The sequence below is a fragment of the Caulobacter sp. DWR2-3-1b2 genome (assembly GCF_049896345.1).
Classification (GTDB): Bacteria; Pseudomonadota; Alphaproteobacteria; order Caulobacterales; family Caulobacteraceae; genus Caulobacter.
Genome location: NZ_JAFCUC010000001.1, coordinates 1160064 through 1177213 on the forward strand (window position 1 = coordinate 1160064; position 17150 = coordinate 1177213).

Genomic DNA, 17150 nt, shown 5'->3' on the forward strand with positions numbered 1-17150 from the left:
GTGATTGGGTCCACGGGCCGTTACCCCCTACAGCACCGAACAATTGGTCAGCTGGGTGAACCGCTCCAAGGCCACCGTGCCGACCACCGAGGTGCCAAAGCGGTCGAGTTCCGGCGACCACACCGCGATGGTGGCCTTGCCGGGGACCACGGCGACGATGCCGCCGCCGACCCCGCTCTTGGCCGGCAAACCGACGCGATAGGCGAAGCTGCCGACGCTGTCATAGATGCCGCAGGTCAGCAGCAGGGCGTTCAGCCGCCGGGTCAGGCGCTCGGGGAAGATCGTCTCCTGGGCCAGGGGCGAGAAGCCGCCAGCCGCCAGGGGCAGCATGGCGCGGGCCAGCTGGCGGCAGCTCATGGTCAGGGCGCACTGGCGGGTATAGGCGGCGACCACGGCTTCCGGGTCGTGGCTGATCGTGCCCTTGCCGCGCATCAGATGGGCGATGGCGCGGTTCTGGTGGGCGGTGGCCAGCTCCGAGGCGGCGACGGTCTTGTCGATCTCGACCGTCTCGCCAGCCAGAAAGCCCGCGAAGCCGCGCACCAGGGCCGCCGGGTCCTTGAACACATCCATCAGCAGGTCGGTGATCGCCATGGCGCCGGCGTTGATGAAGGGATTGCGCGGCACGCCCTCTTCGGATTCGAGCTGTGAGAGATAGTTGAACGGCGTGCCCGACGGCTCCTTGCCGACCCGTGTCCAGACCTCGTCGCCGAAGCGGTTCAAGGCGAGCCCTAGTGAGAACACCTTGGTGATGCTCTGGACCGAGAAGCCCTCGTCGGCGTCGCCGATCACCGCCTCCTGGCCGGCCACGGTGCGCACGGCCATGCCGAACTTGCTGGGAGGCACGCAGGCCAGTTGCGGAATATAGTCGGCGGGCTGGCCCTTGCCGAAGTGCGGCTTCACCAGCACGGCCACCTCGGCCAAGACATCGGCGATCGAGAAGTCGTCCATGGCTAGATCCGCACCGCGACCAGCACGGCGCCGCAGGCGATCAGCGCCACGCCCAACCAGTTGACCGGTGACAGCTTCTCGCCCAGGAACACGGCCGCGAGGATCGCCACGAACACTACCGACAGCTTGTCGACCGGCGCCACCTTGGCCGCTTCCCCGATCTTCAGGGCGCGGAAATAGCACAGCCACGAGGCGCCGGTGGCCAGGCCCGACAGCACCAGGAACAGCCAGGAGCGCGGACTGATCGAGCCCGGCGCGCGCCACTCGCCGGCCACGGTCAGGATCAGGCCCGCGAAACCGAGGATCACCACGGTGCGGATGAAGGTGGCCAGGTTGGAGCCGACGCCGTCGATCCCGACCTTGGCCAGGATCGCCGTCAGGGCCGCGAACACCGCCGACGCCAGGGCCCAGAACGGCCAGCTGGAGGCGGCGGCCTTGAGCATCAGGCGAAGGTCTCGAAATAGCGGCGGATCAGGGCGGTGTAGGCGCCGGCCAGGTCGCGGATCTCTTGCACCGGCACGCGCTCGTCGACGGCGTGCATGGTGGCGCCGACCAGGCCGAACTCGACGACCGGGCAAATTGACCGGATGAACCGCGCGTCGCTGGTGCCGCCGGTCGTGGACAGTTCGGGCGTCCGGCCCGTGGCCTCGCCGACGGCGGCGACGATCACGTCGGTGAAGGGGCCCGGCTCGGTCAGGAAGGCCTCGCCGCTGATCTTGCACAGGGCCTCGACGCGGCCGGAGAAACCTTCGGCTGCCTCGCGGCATTCGGCCTCGATCCAGGCCTGCAGGTCCTTACCCTGGTGGGCGGGATTGAAGCGGATATTGATCCGGGCCTTGGCGCTGGCGGGGATGACATTGGTGGCGGTGTTGCCGACATCGACCGTGGTCACCTCCAGGTTCGACGGCTGAAAGCCGGTATAGCCCTCGTCCAGCACCCGGCTCTGCAGGCGGCTGAGGATATCGACCAGCACCGGGATCGGGTTGGCGGCGCGCTGTGGATAGGCCACATGGCCCTGCTTGCCGTCGACAGCGATCCAGGCGTTGATACTGCCGCGTCGCCCGATCTTGACCATGTCGCCCAGCAGGCTGGCGCTGGTGGGCTCGCCGACGATGCAGTGGTCGATGACCTCGCCCTCGGCCGCCAGGGCCTGGACGACGCGGACGGTGCCGTCCTCGGCGACGCCCTCCTCGTCGCCGGTGATCAGGAAGCTGAGCGAACCGGCCTGCCGGGGCATGTTGGCCACGGCGGCGACGAAGGCGGCGATGGCGCTCTTCATGTCGACCGCGCCGCGGCCATAGAGCACGCCGTCCTTGATCTGCGCCTCGAAGGGACCCAGCGTCCAGGCTGCGTCGTCGCCGACCGGCACCACGTCGGTATGGCCGGCGAAGCACAGGTTGGGCCGCGCCGTCCCGCGCCGGGCGTAGAGGTTCTCGATCTCGCCGAACCGCATGCGACGGCAGGCGAAACCCAGGGCCTCCAATTGCCGTTGCAGAACGTCCATCGCGCCCTCGTCGGCCGGGGTCACCGAGGGACGACGGATCAGGGCCTGCGCCAGGGCGACCGGGTCGAGGTCGATGCTGACAGGATCGGGTGTGGGGCTGGTCATCATCCTGCCTTTAGGCTTCCCTCTGGCGCGACGCAAACCAAGCAAGCTTCTTCCACGGACACCCATGCCCAAGATCGACATCGACACGGCGCCCACCCGCTTCGGCACGACCTATCCGCCGCCGCATGACGCTCCTTGCCAGGGCCGCCAACGCTGGACGCTGGGCGACGCCGCCGGATTGACCCAGTTCGGCGTCAATCTGATGCGTCTGCCCCCCGGCCAGTGGACCAGCCAACGCCACTGGCACTCGGCCGAGGATGAATTCGTCTGGGTGGTCGAGGGCGAGGTGGTGCTGGTCGAGAACGAGGGCGAGACTGTCCTGCGGGCCGGCGACTGCGCGGGCTTCAAGGCCGGTGTCGCCAACGGCCACCACCTGCGGAACCGCTCGGACAGGGTGGCCGTGCTGCTGGAAATGGGCTCGCGACGGCCGGAGATCGACGGTTGCGACTACCCTGACATCGACCTGGTGGCGCGAGCCGGCGAGGATCTCTACCGGCATCGGGACGGGACGCCCTATCCCGACGCATAACGGTGTTCTCCCCGCGCGCGATCGCGCCCAGGCTGTGGTATGATTCGACCACAACTTGGTTGGGGCGGAAAGACATGTGGGGCTGGATCATCGCTGTCATCGAGCCGATCGTGGCCTGGCTCGCCAACCGCTGGCCGGCCTTCGCCAGGCTGGTCAACGGGGTGCTGATCGACGGCATCGTCAAGCAGACCCGCAGCCGGCCCCATCCGTGGAGCACCCGCACCGACTATATCAGCTGGATCGGGCTTACGGATCGCACCTATAGCGCCCGGCATTTGCCCGCGACGGATTTCGGCCCGCACCCGCCGCTCGAACGCTCCACCGCCCTGTTTGCCCGGCCGACGGGCGAGCAGGTGCTGTGCCCCAAGTCGACCATGCTGTTTCCGGCCTTCGCCCAATATCTGACCGACGGCTTCATCCGCACCAAGGTGTCGAATGACGACGCCCTGACCGATCGGCGGCGCAACACCTCCAACCACGAGATCGATCTGTGCCCGCTGTATGGCCGGACCGAGGCCCAGACCCACGCCCTGCGCCTGCGCTCGCCCAATTCCGCCGAGCGGGGCCGGCTGAAGTCACAGCGCATCCAGGACGAGGAATATCCGCCCGCGCTGTATGACCTGAACGGCGTGGTGCTGGACGAGTTCGCGGTGCTCGACCCGCCCTTAGGCATCGACAAGGTGCCGGCGCAGTTGCGCCCGACCCTGTTCGCGGTGGGCGGCGACCGGGCCAATGCGACGGTCGGGGTGTCGATGATCAACACCCTGCTGCTGCGCGAGCACAATCGCCTGGCCGGGCTGATCGCCGCCAACCATACCGACTGGGACGACGACCGGGTGTTCGAAACCGCCCGCAACGTGATGATCGTGCTGTTCATCAAGCTGGTGGTCGAAGAATACATCAACCACATCTCGCCGTCGCGGATCCGGCTGCTGGCCGATCCCAGCGGCTGCTGGGACAAGCCCTGGAACAAGCCCAACTGGATCACTGCCGAGTTCAGCCTGCTCTATCGCTGGCACTCGCTGGTGCCCGACCGGCTGAACTGGAACGGGGTCGAGACCTCGACCGGCAATCTGCGCTTCGCCAACCCGCTGTTCACCTCGGTCGGCCTGGCCCAGGCCTTTTCCTGGATGAGCGCCCAGCCCGCCGCGCGCCTGGGCATGGGCAACACCGCCGACTTCCTGCAGGACGTTGAGGCCCACGCCATCGACCAGGCCCGTGTCAACCAGATCGCGCCCTACAACGCCTATCGCCGGACCATGGGCATGGCCCCGGTCAAGACCTTCGCCGACATCACCACGAAGACCGACATCGCCGAGCGGCTTGAGGCGACCTATCCCGCCGGCGTCGAGAGCGTGGAGTTCTATGTCGGCATGTTCGCCGAGGATGTGGTCGACAACTCGCCGCTGCCGTCGCTGATCCTGCGCATGGTGGCGGTGGACGCCTTCTCCCAGGCCCTGACCAATCCGCTGCTGTCGGCCCATATCTGGGGCGACGAGGCCAACCGCCGCGCCGCTTTCACCGACCTGGGGCTGGAGGCCATCGCCGCGACCGGCTCGATGCGCGACCTGCTGGTCCGCAACGGCGCCGATCCCGGCCCGGCCTTTGTCGGCATGACGCGCCCGGACTGGGCGCGGAACGCCAAGGTGCAGCGGGCGGCCTAGAGCATTTTTCGAGCGAAGTGGTTCCGGTTCGCGTGAAGAAAAATGCCTCAAAACAAAAGATTAGAGCTCACGGCCTGACGCAGTCAGGTCGGGAAATGCTCTAAAGGGTGTTGAGCGCGTCCAAGAGGGTGGCCATGGACGGCCGCGCGGCGACGTCGGGCTGCACGCAGGCGCGTTGGAGGGTCCACAGCGCGTCCTGGGGCGAGGCTTCCAGATCGCAGCGCTCCAACAGCTCGCCGAGCAGCAGGCCCCAGGCCCGGACTTCCAGGCGCTTGAACCCGCCGTCGGCGTTCACCGGAAGGAACGACGCCGCGCCGAAATCGCTAAGCACGGCTTGGCCGGTCAAGCCGTCCCAAAGGATGTTGTGCGCGTAAAGATCGCCGTGCGTCAGGCCTTTGTCGTGCAGGTGCGTCGCCCCGGCGGCGATGCCGCGGGCGATGCGCAGGGCGACATCGAGGTCGAGGCCCAGGGTCGGGTCATAGACGTCCCGGCTGCAGCTTTCCGCGCTGGGCGGTCCGGCCAGCACGCGCCATTGCGCGGGCAGCAAGTCCATCAGCAGGCCTTGGACTCCGTCGGGATGTCCAACCAACCCAGCGAGGGCGCCCGTCAGGTGGGGATGCTCCCCGGCCGTCAGGCAAGCGGCCATCTCGCGCTCGGGCAGGCCGTCGCTGGTCATGGCGCCCTTGAAGAGCTTGAGGGCGACGGATCGGGCTTGGTGGCCCGGTGGGGTCCAGACCGCTTCGTGAACCTGTCCGGAAGCGCCCTCGCCCAGCAGGCGGCCGGCCCGCAGCGTCGCCCAGTCGGCCAGGGGCGCGGCGCCCGCCGCGTGTCGATCCAATGGATTACCCGCCCAGGCCAACCACGCCAGGCGCGGCAAGGCCGTCAGCCAGGCCGGCAGGGCGTCGAGGCGGTTGGCCGACAGGCGAAGGAGCTCCAGCTTGTCCGCGCCCTCCAGGCTAGCGGGAAGCCCCCGCAACCGATTGCCGGACAGCATCAGTTTCTGCAGGGCGGGACGTTCGCCCAGCGTTGCGGGCAGGACCTCGATCCGGTTGTCGGTTAGGGTCAGCCAACGGAGGCTGGCGGGGAGCGACTCGGCGGGGATGTCGCGCAGGCCCGTCGCGCGAAAGCCCAGCTGGCTGAGCGCCGGGCAGTCGCCCAGCCCGGGCGGCAGGCGGTCGAAATGATTGCCCGAGCAGAACAACACCCGCAACGCCTTCAGCCGCCCGATGTCGTCGGGCAGGGCCGTCAAGGCGTTGCCGCCAAGGTCCAGCACCTCGAGCGTGTCGGCCAGGCCAAAGATTTCCGGAGGAAATTCCGTTAGTCCACAGCGCAGCGTCAGCGTGCGCGCGCCGGCCAGGGATCCGTCGCGCAGCGCCGTCAAGGTCGCGGTCATCGGATTCCCCGCGGCCAGGAGCGCCTAGTCCCGCAGCAAGTCGTTGATGCTCGTCTTCGACCGGGTCTGGGCGTCGACCGTCTTGACGATCACCGCGCAGGACAGGCTGGGTCCGCCCTTGGGATCGGGCAGGCTGCCGGGCACGACGACGCTGTAGGGCGGCACCTTGCCGATATGGACCTGGCCCGTCTTGCGGTCGACGATCTTGGTCGACATCGAGATGAACACGCCCATCGACAGGACGGAGCCTTCGCCGATCACCACGCCCTCGACCACTTCGGATCGGGCGCCGATGAAGCAGTCGTCCTCGATAATGGTCGGATTGGCTTGCAGGGGCTCCAGCACGCCGCCGATGCCGACGCCGCCCGACAGGTGGACGCGCTTGCCGATCTGGGCGCAGGAGCCGACCGTCACCCAGGTGTCGACCATGGTGCTGTCGTCGACATAGGCGCCGATGTTGACGAACGACGGCATCAGGATGACATTCCGGCCGATGAAGGCCCCGCGGCGGACGATCGAGCCGGGCACGGCGCGGAAGCCAGCGGCTTCGAACTGAGGGGCGTCCCAGCCGTCGAACTTGTTGGGCGCCTTGTCCCACCAGGGTCCGACCGCGCCGCCCCCAATCAAGCCAGTAAGGGCGCCGGCGTGCATCACCTTGTTGGGGTTGAGGCGGAACGACAGCAGCACGGCCTTCTTCAGCCACTGATGGGTGGTCCATTCGCCGTCGATCTTCTCTGACACCCGGGCCTTGCCGGCGTCAATCAGCGCCAACGTCTCCTCGACCGCCGTGCGCACCGGACCGGTGGTGGCGGTGGAGACGCTGTCGCGGGCCTCCCAGGCGGCTTCGACTTCGGTCCGCAAGTCGGCCATGCTTATGGAAGAGGGGGGGGTGTCGCTCATCTCAAGGCTTCCTTCAGGCGCGCCGAGGTCAGGAACCCGGCGAGGTCGTTCGTGCGGTGTTGGACGAAGTCGGCGGTCGAGGCGGCCGCGTGGCCGCCGACCAGGACGGTGGTCATGCCCAGCAGGGCGGCGGGAGCGAGGTTCTTCTCGCTGTCCTCGAAGAAGGCCGTGGTCTTGGGATCGAAGACGTGATGGGCGATGATCTTCTCGAAGGTCGCCATGGCCGGCTTGGGCAGATAGTCGGCCGTCTCGATGGCGAAGGTGTCCTCGAACAGATGGTCGAGGCCCAGATGCTTGAGCACCCGCGCGGCGTGGCCCAGCGAGCCGTTGGTGAAGACCAGGCGGCGACCAGGCAGGGCGTCGATGGCGTCGCGCAGCACAGGGTCGGGCGTCAGGCGGTCCATGGCCACATCGTGCACCTCGTCGAGGAAGGCCTTGGGCTCGACGCCGTGATGGGCCATCAGCCCGGCCAGGGTGGTGCCGTGTTCGTGGTAATAGCGCTTCTGGATCGCTCGGGCCTCTTCACGGGGCAGGCCGGTCTCGCGGGCCATGAAGTCGGTCATCTTGCCCTCGATCAGGGCCATGTATTCGGACTCGGCCGGGTAGAGGGTGTTGTCGAGGTCGAACAGCCAGGTGTCGATGACGGTGAGGTCGGGTACGCTCATTTCGAGATCAGCGTACCCGCGCCGTGCTCGCTGAACAGTTCGACCAGCATGGCGTGGGGGCGGCGGCCATCGAGAATCACCACGGCCTCGACGCCGGCTTCGACGGCAGAGATGGCGTTCTCCAGCTTGGGGATCATACCGCCGCTGGCCACGCCGCTCTCGATCAGGGCGCGGGCCTCGGCGACGGTCATCTGGCGGATCAGTTGGCCGTCGGCGTCGAGTACGCCGGCGATGTCGGTCAGCATCAGCATCCGCTTGGCCTTCAACGCCCCAGCCAGGGCGCCGGCCACGGTGTCGGCGTTGATGTTGAAGGTCTGGCCCGATTCCGACACGCCGATCGGGGCGATCACGGGGATGTAGTCGGTCTCGGAGGTCAGCAGGGCCTGGATGATGTGCGGATCGACCTTGGTCGGCTCGCCCACGAAGCCCAGATCGACGACCTGCTCGATGTTGCTGCCGGGGTCCTTGCGGGTGCGGGTCACCTTCTCGGCGGTGATCATCCGGGCGTCCTTTCCCGAAAGACCCACGCCGCGCACGTCGGCTTCGGCGCCGGCCAGCGTGATCCAGTTGGCGATTTCCTTGTTGATGGCGCCCGACAGCACCATTTCGGCCACTTCCATGGTGGCCTCGTCGGTGACACGCAGGCCGTCCACGAAGGTGGACTTCACCCCGGCTCGCTCGAGCATGCGGCTGATCTGCGGGCCGCCGCCGTGCACCACCACGGGGTGGACGCCCAGCAGCTTCAGCAGCACGGCGTCGGCCGCGAACAGCTTGGCCACCTGCTCCTGGCCCATGGCGTGACCGCCGTATTTGATCACCACCGTCTCGCGGTCGTAGATCTGGATATAGGGCAGGGCTTCGGCCAGGGTCTTGGCGGTGGCCCAGCCCGCTTCCTCGGCGACGTCGGTCAAGGGCGGCGGTCCTGTAAGCGAAAGGCGCGCCTCGATAGCGGACGCGGTGGGTGCTGTCACGCGTTCAACGCGGCGATCATGCTAGCGTCCACCCTCAAACTCCCTTCATCCCGACTTTCGTCGGGATGAAGGGATGAAGGGATGAAGGGAGGGCGATTTTTACCGCCCTTTCCGACTGAACTTCCACTTCAGCGCCAGCACGGCGCCGGACATCAGCAGGCAGGCGGTGTTGGACGCGATCACCGGCCAGGCCTTGATCATCACGGCGTAGATGATCCAGCAGGCAAATCCGGTGACCGTGATGGCGTAGGTGCGGAGCGACACCGAGGAGGCGTCCCTCTCCTTCCAGATCTTGAAGATCTGCGGCGCGAAGCTGGTGATCGACAGCAGGGCGGCGGCCGTGCCGACGACGGAGGCGATGAGGGGAGCGCTCACCTAGCTGGCGCGGGGCAGGTCGTTCAGGCCCCAGTGCTCGGCATAGGCCGGCGCCAGATCTAGCCCGATCGGCGGCGGCCCCGGCGCTTGGCCGTTGCGCAGACAGACCGCCAGATAGGCGAGGGCCGATTTCACGCCGTGCGAGGAATAGGGCTTGCCAATCACCCCGCAGGCCCCGGCGAAATCGTCGGGCAGGCGCTTGACGTTGGCGGTCATGAACAGCGCCACGCCGCCGCACTTGTCATGAATGGTGCGCGCCACGTCGACGCCGGTCGGCCCGTCCTGCAGATGAACGTCCACCAAGGCGAGGTCGGGGTGCAGGGCGTTGGCCATGGCGACGGCCTCGCCGGAGCTCATGGCGTGGCCGACCGCCTTGTAGCCGACTTCGTCGAGCAGGAATTCCAGCTCGGCGGCCAGCAGGACCTCGTCTTCCACGATCAAGACATCGAGCGGGCGCTCGGTCATCACCAGCTTCAACCTTTTTCAGTGATGCAGGCCGTTGACCGGCAAATGCACCACCACACGGGTTCCGGGATCGGCGGAGGTGGTTTCGGATCGAGCCTTCAATTGTTGGCAAAGCAACTGGATGATGGTCAGGCCGAACCCGCCCGACGCGGCGGAATTCTCCATCCCAACGCCGTTGTCGGCAATTTCGATCCGGAACTCGCCGTCGGCCTGCGAGATTCCGACAAAGATTTCGCCGCCGCGGGCTTCCGGGAAGGCGTGGCGCAAGGTGTTGGAGAACAGCTCGCTGATCACCAGGGCCAGGGGGGCGGCCTTGGCGGCGGCGACATCGACCCGCTCCAGGTCCAGCCGGACCGTGATGTCATCGCGCCGCGCCGAGCCCATCATGTCGCTGACCAGATCACGCACGAAGGCTGAGACATCGAAGCGCTCGACGTCGTCGCTCTGGAACAGGCGGCGGTGGACGGTGGCGATGGCGCTGACTCGCTCCAGCATGCCGCGCAACGAGGTTTTCACCGCCGGGTCGGTGACGCGGCGATTCTGCAGCAGCAGCAGCGAGGAGATGAGCTGGAGGTTGTTCTTGACCCGGTGATCGACCTCGTGGAGCAGGGCGGTCTTTTGCTCGAGGGCCAGGCTCAGCTCGCGCGTGCGATCGGCCACCGCCGCCTCAAGCCGCTCACGGGTGTCGCCCAGCTCGAACTCGACCTGCTTCTTGTCGCTGACATCCACCAGCGAGGCGCAGAAGAAGGCGACTTCGCTAGCCTTGTCGCGCACGGGCGACAAATAGAGAGCGTTCCAGAACATCGACCCATCCTTGCGATAGTTGAGGATGTCGAGGGCGATGGCCTCGCTGGCGGCGACGGCGTCGCGCAGGCGCGCGACAGCGGCCGGATCGGAGTCGGGGCCCTGCAGAAGGCGGCAGTTGCGGCCGATCACCTCGTCGCGGCGATAGCCGGTCAGGGCCAGGAAGGCGTCGTTGGCGAAGATGATCGGATTGTCGGCCTGGCGGGCGTCCGTGACGATCATTGCCATCGGCGTGGCGCGGATCGCGGCGGCGAAGGGATCGTCCGGGCCGTGCTCGGCGGCGAGCAGGTCCGCCGCGCGTTCCGACTGCAGAAAGTCCGTCATTCGCACTGTGCCCGACCTGTCTTGACGCCCCGTGTCCCGAAACGTCCCCTGTGGCGCCGGGTTCCGGGGCGCCGGGCGCTCGACAGTGGACCAAAATATAGGGCGGCGGAAACCCCTTGAGGTCCCCGCCGCCATGACCGCAGGTGCGAAGGTCGCCCTATTTGGGCTTGAAGATCTTGTCGAAGAAACCGCCGTCGGCGAAGTGGGTGGCCTGGGCCTTCTTCCAGCCGCCGAAAGTGTCGTCGATGGTGACCAGGGGGATGTTCTTGAACTTGCCGGCGTACTTGGCCGCGGCGGCCGCGTTGCGCGGACGGTAGTGGTTCTTGCCGATCAGGTCCTGGGCGATCGGGCTGTACAGGAAGTTCAGATAGCCCTCGGCCGCCAGGCGGGTCTTGTGACGGTCGACGTTCTTGTCGATGATCGCCACCGGGGGCTCGGCCAGGATCGAGATCGACGGATAGACGATGTCGAACTTGCCCGGCAGTTCTTCCTGCGCCAGATAGGCTTCGTTCTCCCACGACAGCAGCACGTCGCCCAGGCCGCGCTGGGTGAAGCTGGTGGTCGCGCCGCGCGCGCCGGTGTCGAGCACCGGCACGTGCTCGAACAAGGTCTTGAGGAAGGCTTCGGCCTTGGCGGGGCTACCGCCCGGCTGCTTCAGGGCCCAGGCCCAGGCGGCCAGATAGTTCCAGCGCGCCCCGCCCGAGGTCTTGGGATTGGGGGTGATCACGTCGATGCCCGGCTTGATCAGGTCGCCCCAGTCCCGGATCCTCCAGGGATTGCCCTTGCGGACCAGGAACACGATCGTCGAGGTGTAGGGGGTCGAGTTGTTGGGCAGGCGCGACTGCCAGTTGGCCGGTAGCAGCTTGGCCTTGGCGGCGATTTCGTCGATGTCATAGGCCAGGGCCAGGGTGACGACATCGGCCTGCAGGCCGTCGATCACCGAGCGGGCCTGTTTGCCCGAACCGCCGTGCGACTGGTTGATGGTCAGGTCCTGGCCGACCTTGTCCTTCCAGTATTTGGCGTAGGCGGCGTTGATGTCCTTGTAGAGCTCGCGGGTCGGGTCGTAGCTGACGTTCAGCAGGGTCAACGGCTTGACGCCGGCCGCCTGGGCCGCGCCGACGAAGGCGGCGGGAACCGCCAGGGCCGCGGCGCCAGCCGTGGCCGTGCCGAGCAGGCCGCGACGCGTGGGGGTCTTCGGATCGTGGGTCATGGCGATGTGGCTCGCTTGAGAAGGTGGATCTTGAACGCTGATCGACCAGCCCGGCCCAGGCTGGCGGTGCCGTGATGGCGCGGACCCGCGTCCCCATCGAGGGAACGCGGGTCCGCTAGTCTTAGAACGCGTACTGGCTGCGAACGTTGATGGCCTTGTAGCCTTGGCCGATCTGCGCGCCGGCCGCGTCGCGGCGATCGACGTCGACATCCAGATAGTCCAGCGAGAACTTGGTCACCGTGTTGGGGAACCAGTTCACGCCCAGGCTGACGATATCCTGGTTGCCGCCCCGAACCCGGTCGGCCGCCACGGTGGCGTATTCATGATAGTTGAGGTCGGCGGTCGAATAGCGGGCCGCCAGTTCCCAGGTGCCCCACTTGCCGGCCTTGGGGTCGAACGGATTGGTCACGGCCGGGGCGTCGAAGGCAAAGTTTCCAGCGTTATATTTGCGCGCCTCGCCGGTCAGCACCCAGGAGCCTTCGACGTACCAGGCATGGAACTTGGGATCGCTGACATTGGCCGCGCGGTTGCGACGGTCCAAGGCGATGTCGAAATATTCGCCCTGGATCAGGAAGTTCTGCTTCTGGGCGGCCAGTTCGAAGCCGTAGTGGCGCGCGCCGGAGGAATCGATGGCGCCCGAACTGATCAGCTGCGTGCCGTCCACCCGCAGTTCCGGGCGGTCGGTGACATTGATGGGATAGGCGCCGCCTGCGGTGGTCTGGGCTGGCTGGGCCACCAGGCTGGCGTTGACGCCGGTGTGGATTAGCCAGTCATAGCCCTTGAGCGGCACATAGACGACGCGGGCCACATAGCCCAGTTGCTCGTCGAAGGTGGCGCCATCGCCGGCCTTGGCGCCGGTGACGGCGCCCGAGATCAGCCAGCGCTCGCCCAGGGCCTGGGCCTGCAGGGCGATGCGCTTGTCGGCGCCGGCCAGGCCGCGAGACAGTTCCGAGCCCGTCGGACGTTCCGGGAACAGCGAGCCGTTGGTCGAGGCGACATCTTCCAGGCCGACATTGGGGGCGAAGGCCCCGACCTTCACCTTGAAGGGCGCATAATTGTACTGCAGCCACAGCTCTTGCAGCGTGCCCGCGCCGTCCGTACCGGCGCCGCCGAAGTCCAGCAGGACGCTGTAGTCGAAGTTCTTGAAGGCCTTGCCATCGACGCCCAGCCGGGCGCGGCGGAAGTTGGTGCCGCTGTTCAGGTCGCGGCCCACGACGCCGGCCCCCAGGCCGCTGTCCTGGTTGTACCAGGCCGCGTCCAGCTGCATGACGGCGTGGATATTGGCGCTGAAGGCCCCGTCGCCCGAGGCGATGGTCGGCTTGCCGTTGGCGACGCTGACGACGGTCGCCGATTGGATCGTGCGGACATCTTTGAGGCTGGCGGCGGTCGCGGCCTTGAGGTCGGCGATCTGGCCGGACAGGGCCTGAAGCTGGGCTTCCAGGGCCTCGATGCGGGCCTGCTGCTGCTCGGGTGTCTGGGTGGCGGTCTGGGCGTGGGCCGCGCCGGTCATGGCGACCAGCGAAGCGCCGGCGATCAGGGCGGCGCGCCAGGCGGTCTGGGCTTTGGTCATGGTCTTCCCCTCTCGGCGCCTTGGCCGGCGCCGCTGTTGATCAGCACAAAAGACGAATATTCCTATTCATTGAATAGAGATTAGGCCGGAGGGCTGTGAGTTTTCCTTCAGGCCTTGTACGGATCATCGCACAAGCCGCTGAAATCCAAACGAAAAAGGCCCGCGCCGGGGCGCGAGCCTTTTCGATCAGTGTTCGCTCAGGCCGTTTCGAACCGCCCCTGGAGGCGCTTGAAACCGGCGCCGGACGGGCTAGAGCATTTTTCGAGCGAAGTGGTTCCGGTTCGCGTGAAGAAAAATGCGTCAAAACAGAAGATTACAGCTCACGGCCTGACGCAGTCAGGTCGGGAAATGCTCTAGAACATCGCCCGGCCCGTAAGCTTCACATTGTAGCGCTTCTGCTTCTTGGCGGATTCGGCGTTGGCTTCGAGCGCCAAGTAGGACATCGGCGTTCCGGCCCGCAGAGCCAAGCCCACGGTCACGGCGCCCTGCTTTTCGTCCATGGCGGCCATGTGGAAAGGGTTCCCGCCATTGAAGCGGGCGACCGTGTCGCCGACGCTGCCAGCCAGCGTCTGGCGATAGCCGACCCGCACTTCCGGACGCCACCAGACGTCGCGGCCGAAATCGGCGCCAAAGGCCAGGCCGGCGTCGGCGGACAGGCTGCTGGAGTTACGCTGCTCGACGGTCAGGTTGAAACCATCGCCGTTGTCGGTGGTGGCCACGCCCGCGTTCTGGGCGCTGACCAGCTTTTCCGTTCGCTTGCCTTCTCGCAGGTACAGGTAGTCCAAGCGGGCCTCGGGACGCACGAAATAGCGCCCGAACTTGGTTTCGTAACCCGCGCCGGCAAAGGCGCTGAACGTCGCGCCGTTCCACTTGGCCGTATTCTTCCGCACCACGTCGGCGACGCCGTCGCCGTTGGCGTCGCCCGAGTTGAACACCCGGTCGCCATCGTACCAGCCATAGCCCCCGCCGCCGCCGACATTCATCCGCCAGCCGCCGATCGACCGGCGCCAGTAGGAGCCGAGCTGCACGAAGTTGCCCGTGGTCTGCTCGCCGACCTGGGCGGTGATGTCGTGTTCCTCGACGCTGATATAGGCCAGGGTCAGACCCAGCGCGCCGCCGGCGTCGCCCATGGCCTCATAGCCGCCAACGAAGCCGAAGGCCTGGGTGTCGGAGCCCTGGGTGTCGCCGGTGTCGCGGCGGATCAGGGTGTTGATTTCCTGCATCCAGATGCTGTCAGGACCGTAGCGGTCGCCGGGATCGGGACGGTAGCCGGTGGCGGCTGCGATCGATTGGTTGGCGTTCTGCAGCGCGGCGAAGAAGCCCTCGCCCTGGTCGGGCAGCATCTGGTTGTACAGGCTCAGGAAGCCGTCCTTGGTGTCCTTGCCCAGGAAGGAGCCGGAGATGCCGGTATCCTTGCCCACGGCGGCGAACACCGCATCATAGGCCGAGGCCTGGGCCTTGTTCATGCCGATGTCTGTGGCGCTCTTACGGTCAACGGTGAGATAGACGTTATTGCCATCCTTCGAGGGCGTGGCAACGTACAGATAGGGCGTATTGTCCAGCAATTCTAGCCCGATATCCCCGACGGTCAGCAAGCCGCCGGTGATCACTGTATAGGTCTTCTTCGTCGTCAGGAGGCTGGTCAGCCGCAGGCCCAGTTGTGCGCCCGAGTCGATTTTGACCGCGCCCGAGACGTTGATGTGGGTGTTGGCGCCAAGGCCGCCATTGGCGGTGGGGTCGACGGTAAAGACAACCTTGCTGTCCTTTTCCAGAGTCAGGTTAGAGGCGCTGATCGGGCCGGTATTGGTCAGGCCCAGGCTGCCATTGGTTATCTTGATCGCCAGATTGCCGTCGGTGTCGGAGAGCGCGCCCAGCACGACGCCGCCGCCGTTGATGTTCAGAGCGTCGGCGCCGGCGCCGAACGAGATGTCGCCGAACACCGTGCCGTTCTGGATGTTGAGGACGTCCGCGCCCGAACCGAAGCGGATCGCGCCGGCGATCGAGGGCGTCGTGGTCGTCGAGGTGGTGCTCGCCGTGGTGACGGTGTCGGTGCTGGCATAGGTGGTGGTCGTGGCGGAGGACGTCGGCGCGGTCTGGGTCAGGGTGACGCCGTTGGACGCGCTGAGGTCAAAGGCGATCGCCTTGCCCGTCGGCGTGACGACCGTCGTCACCGTCGTGCCGTCCTTCTTCGCGGTCGAGGCGGAAACCTGGGCGGAGATCGAGCCGGTATTGGTGATGGTCTTCAACGTGCCCGAGGTGTCGAGCACAGCGATGGCGTCGCCGGTGTCGCCGGCGTCGCCGATGCGGACCGCCGAGATGCCGCCGTTGTTGGTCAGGTTGGCCAGATTGGCCCCGGCGCCGATGACCAGGCCCCGCGCGTCACCGGTCACTCCCGAGCCCGCATAGGACGAACTGGCGGCGGTGATCGAACCCCGGTTCCAGAGCGAGGGGACCGCGGCGCCGGCGGTCAGGCTGACGCCCGTGGCGTTGGCTTCGCGCGCGGCGACGGTGACGCTGCCGTCAAAACGCGCGCCGCCGGTCAGGGTCGTGGCCTGGCCGGTTCCGCCGCCGATCTGGACGCCGGTGGCGGCGATCTTGTCATAGACGCCGCTGGCGGCGATCGAGCCCTTCGAGACCAGGCCATAGGCGTTGTCGGCCGCGCCGACCGCGCCGAGGGTGATGGCCTGAGTGTCCGAGCCGATCAGCAGGGCCGGCGCGCGCCCGAAGACGTTGAGCGCGGCCGTGCTCGCGGTCGATGACGAGATCACGCTCGTTGTGGTTGTCGTGCCGTCGACGACGGTCGAACCGGTTGGGCCGTTCAACAACACGCCGCCGGTCACGTTGCCGGCGACGCGAACAGCGGAGCCGCCTTGAAGCAGGTCTTCGGTGTCGAGCTTGCTGATGACGGCTTCAGTCGGGCGGTTTGTGTAGCGATAGCCGGTCGCGCTGATCGAGCCCTGCACGACGAAGGCGCCGCTGACGGCGCCGTCGAGCGCCACCGCCGTGCTGTTTTCGCCCAACACGGTGGTCGAGCCGCTCAGCGTGACGTTGCCCGTCACCGGCGCCGCGACGTGAACGCCATAGCTGTTATCGCCCGTGAGCGCGACGGAACCGCCGAGCTTCAGGTTGCCGACCAGGCCGGTCTCCAGCGAGACGCCCGCCGAATTGTTACCCTCGACGATGATCGAGCCGGTGCCGTCCTGGACGATATTGCCGGTAAAGACGCCCGGACCCATCAAGCGGATGCCGTAGTGGCGCTTGACGTTGGCGAACGGGCCGTCGAGGTCGCCGTCGGGCGCGGCGACGCCGGCCGCCGTCTTGTCGTCGTCTGTGGGGGTGTAGTCCTCGGTCAGGCTGATCGCCAGCGAGTTGGTCACCGTGCCGGTATTGCCGCCGCGGATCTCGATCCCGGTGGTGTCGTCCAGATTGACCGTCGCCAGCGTGCCGGCGTTGGTGACCTTGTTGTTGCTGTTCAGCAGGATGAGCGGGCCGGTCCCGGCGGTCGTCTTGATCGAGCCGGCGGCGTCGATCTTGACGTCGTCGGGGGCGCCCGCCGTCGTCGCCGTCGCCGTGGCGATCGGCGTCGTACGGGCCGTGTTGACGACGGTCTCAGCATAAGCGCCGAACGCCATGGCCAGGAGAGGAGCGGTTGCGACTGTCGCGACCAGGACCTTGCGCTGCATTACGAACGACACCTCGGAGAGAAACCAGACCCCAGATTGC

At 67.0% G+C, this 17150-nt stretch carries 15 protein-coding genes; 2 read left to right on the forward strand and 13 right to left on the reverse strand.

Features of this window, described 5'->3' with window-relative positions:
• Positions 1 to 27: 27 nt before the first annotated feature.
• Genes ACP694_RS05685 through dapE form a run of 3 tightly spaced genes read right to left on the reverse strand, consistent with a single transcriptional unit; the run spans position 28 to position 2557 of the window.
• Complete coding sequence (locus tag ACP694_RS05685) at positions 28 to 948, reverse strand: glutaminase (protein WP_426011098.1); 921 nt, start codon at positions 946 to 948, stop codon at positions 28 to 30.
• Between the two features lie 2 nt (positions 949 to 950).
• On the reverse strand, positions 951 to 1391 hold the full coding sequence (locus tag ACP694_RS05690; protein ID WP_426011100.1) for an EamA family transporter: 441 nt from the start codon (positions 1389 to 1391) through the stop codon (positions 951 to 953).
• A complete protein-coding gene (dapE, locus tag ACP694_RS05695; protein ID WP_426011303.1) occupies positions 1391 to 2557 on the reverse strand; it encodes a succinyl-diaminopimelate desuccinylase in 1167 nt (388 codons plus the stop codon). The genes ACP694_RS05690 and dapE overlap by 1 nt, the downstream gene beginning before the upstream one ends.
• Positions 2558 to 2621: 64 nt before the next feature.
• Here dapE and ACP694_RS05700 point away from each other — a divergent pair, with 64 nt between their 5' ends.
• Positions 2622 to 3086, forward strand: coding sequence for a cupin domain-containing protein (locus ACP694_RS05700; protein WP_426011101.1), 465 nt, complete (start codon positions 2622 to 2624; stop codon positions 3084 to 3086).
• A 74-nt stretch (positions 3087 to 3160) separates the two neighbouring features.
• On the forward strand, positions 3161 to 4750 hold the full coding sequence (locus ACP694_RS05705) for a peroxidase family protein (RefSeq protein WP_426011103.1): 1590 nt from the start codon (positions 3161 to 3163) through the stop codon (positions 4748 to 4750).
• 100 nt (positions 4751 to 4850) lie between these two features.
• Here the strand turns inward: ACP694_RS05705 and ACP694_RS05710 are convergent, their stop codons facing one another.
• The 10 genes from ACP694_RS05710 to ACP694_RS05755 form a co-directional block, all read right to left on the reverse strand.
• Entirely contained in the window at positions 4851 to 6143 is a 1293-nt protein-coding gene (locus tag ACP694_RS05710) for a leucine-rich repeat-containing protein kinase family protein (RefSeq protein WP_426011105.1), read from the reverse strand.
• A gap of 24 nt (positions 6144 to 6167) precedes the next feature.
• Positions 6168 to 7043, reverse strand: a complete 876-nt coding sequence (gene dapD, locus ACP694_RS05715) for a 2,3,4,5-tetrahydropyridine-2,6-dicarboxylate N-succinyltransferase (protein WP_426011107.1) — start codon at positions 7041 to 7043, stop codon at positions 6168 to 6170.
• Complete coding sequence (locus ACP694_RS05720; RefSeq protein ID WP_426011109.1) at positions 7040 to 7708, reverse strand: pyrimidine 5'-nucleotidase; 669 nt, start codon at positions 7706 to 7708, stop codon at positions 7040 to 7042. Before ACP694_RS05720 ends, dapD begins: the two co-directional genes overlap by 4 nt.
• Positions 7705 to 8619: an acetylglutamate kinase gene (gene argB, locus ACP694_RS05725; protein ID WP_426011111.1), complete on the reverse strand. Its 915-nt coding sequence runs from the start codon at positions 8617 to 8619 to the stop codon at positions 7705 to 7707. The genes ACP694_RS05720 and argB overlap by 4 nt, the downstream gene beginning before the upstream one ends.
• Before the next feature lie 159 nt (positions 8620 to 8778).
• Positions 8779 to 9054 carry a SemiSWEET family sugar transporter gene (locus ACP694_RS05730; RefSeq protein ID WP_426011113.1) on the reverse strand — a complete coding sequence of 92 codons (276 nt, stop codon included), beginning with the start codon at positions 9052 to 9054 and terminating at the stop codon, positions 8779 to 8781.
• On the reverse strand, positions 9055 to 9519 hold the full coding sequence (locus tag ACP694_RS05735) for a response regulator (RefSeq protein WP_426011114.1): 465 nt from the start codon (positions 9517 to 9519) through the stop codon (positions 9055 to 9057).
• Between the two features lie 18 nt (positions 9520 to 9537).
• A complete protein-coding gene (locus ACP694_RS05740) occupies positions 9538 to 10647 on the reverse strand; it encodes a histidine kinase dimerization/phosphoacceptor domain -containing protein (protein ID WP_426011116.1) in 1110 nt (369 codons plus the stop codon).
• Between the two features lie 157 nt (positions 10648 to 10804).
• Positions 10805 to 11857, reverse strand: coding sequence for a sulfate ABC transporter substrate-binding protein (locus ACP694_RS05745; RefSeq protein ID WP_426011118.1), 1053 nt, complete (start codon positions 11855 to 11857; stop codon positions 10805 to 10807).
• A 121-nt stretch (positions 11858 to 11978) separates the two neighbouring features.
• Positions 11979 to 13427, reverse strand: a complete 1449-nt coding sequence (locus ACP694_RS05750; RefSeq protein ID WP_426011119.1) for a porin — start codon at positions 13425 to 13427, stop codon at positions 11979 to 11981.
• Between the two features lie 353 nt (positions 13428 to 13780).
• Positions 13781 to 17110, reverse strand: a complete 3330-nt coding sequence (locus tag ACP694_RS05755) for an autotransporter outer membrane beta-barrel domain-containing protein (protein WP_426011121.1) — start codon at positions 17108 to 17110, stop codon at positions 13781 to 13783.
• Positions 17111 to 17150: the final 40 nt, after the last annotated feature.

Bases quoted from the DNA above. Each gene is read 5' to 3' on its own strand.
- ACP694_RS05685 (WP_426011098.1), bottom strand. From the start codon at position 948: ATGGACGACTTCTCGATCGCCGATGTCTTGGCCGAGGTGGCCGTGCTG.
- ACP694_RS05750 (WP_426011119.1), bottom strand. From the start codon at position 13,427: ATGACCAAAGCCCAGACCGCCTGGCGCGCCGCCCTGATCGCCGGCGCT.
- ACP694_RS05735 (WP_426011114.1), bottom strand. From the start codon at position 9,519: ATGACCGAGCGCCCGCTCGATGTCTTGATCGTGGAAGACGAGGTCCTG.
- ACP694_RS05710 (WP_426011105.1), bottom strand. From the start codon at position 6,143: ATGACCGCGACCTTGACGGCGCTGCGCGACGGATCCCTGGCCGGCGCG.
- ACP694_RS05700 (WP_426011101.1), top strand. From the start codon at position 2,622: ATGCCCAAGATCGACATCGACACGGCGCCCACCCGCTTCGGCACGACC.
- dapE (WP_426011303.1), bottom strand. From the start codon at position 2,557: ATGACCAGCCCCACACCCGATCCTGTCAGCATCGACCTCGACCCGGTC.
- ACP694_RS05690 (WP_426011100.1), bottom strand. From the start codon at position 1,391: ATGCTCAAGGCCGCCGCCTCCAGCTGGCCGTTCTGGGCCCTGGCGTCG.
- ACP694_RS05705 (WP_426011103.1), top strand. From the start codon at position 3,161: ATGTGGGGCTGGATCATCGCTGTCATCGAGCCGATCGTGGCCTGGCTC.
- ACP694_RS05720 (WP_426011109.1), bottom strand. From the start codon at position 7,708: ATGAGCGTACCCGACCTCACCGTCATCGACACCTGGCTGTTCGACCTC.
- ACP694_RS05740 (WP_426011116.1), bottom strand. From the start codon at position 10,647: ATGACGGACTTTCTGCAGTCGGAACGCGCGGCGGACCTGCTCGCCGCC.
- ACP694_RS05755 (WP_426011121.1), bottom strand. From the start codon at position 17,110: ATGCAGCGCAAGGTCCTGGTCGCGACAGTCGCAACCGCTCCTCTCCTG.
- ACP694_RS05745 (WP_426011118.1), bottom strand. From the start codon at position 11,857: ATGACCCACGATCCGAAGACCCCCACGCGTCGCGGCCTGCTCGGCACG.
- dapD (WP_426011107.1), bottom strand. From the start codon at position 7,043: ATGAGCGACACCCCCCCCTCTTCCATAAGCATGGCCGACTTGCGGACC.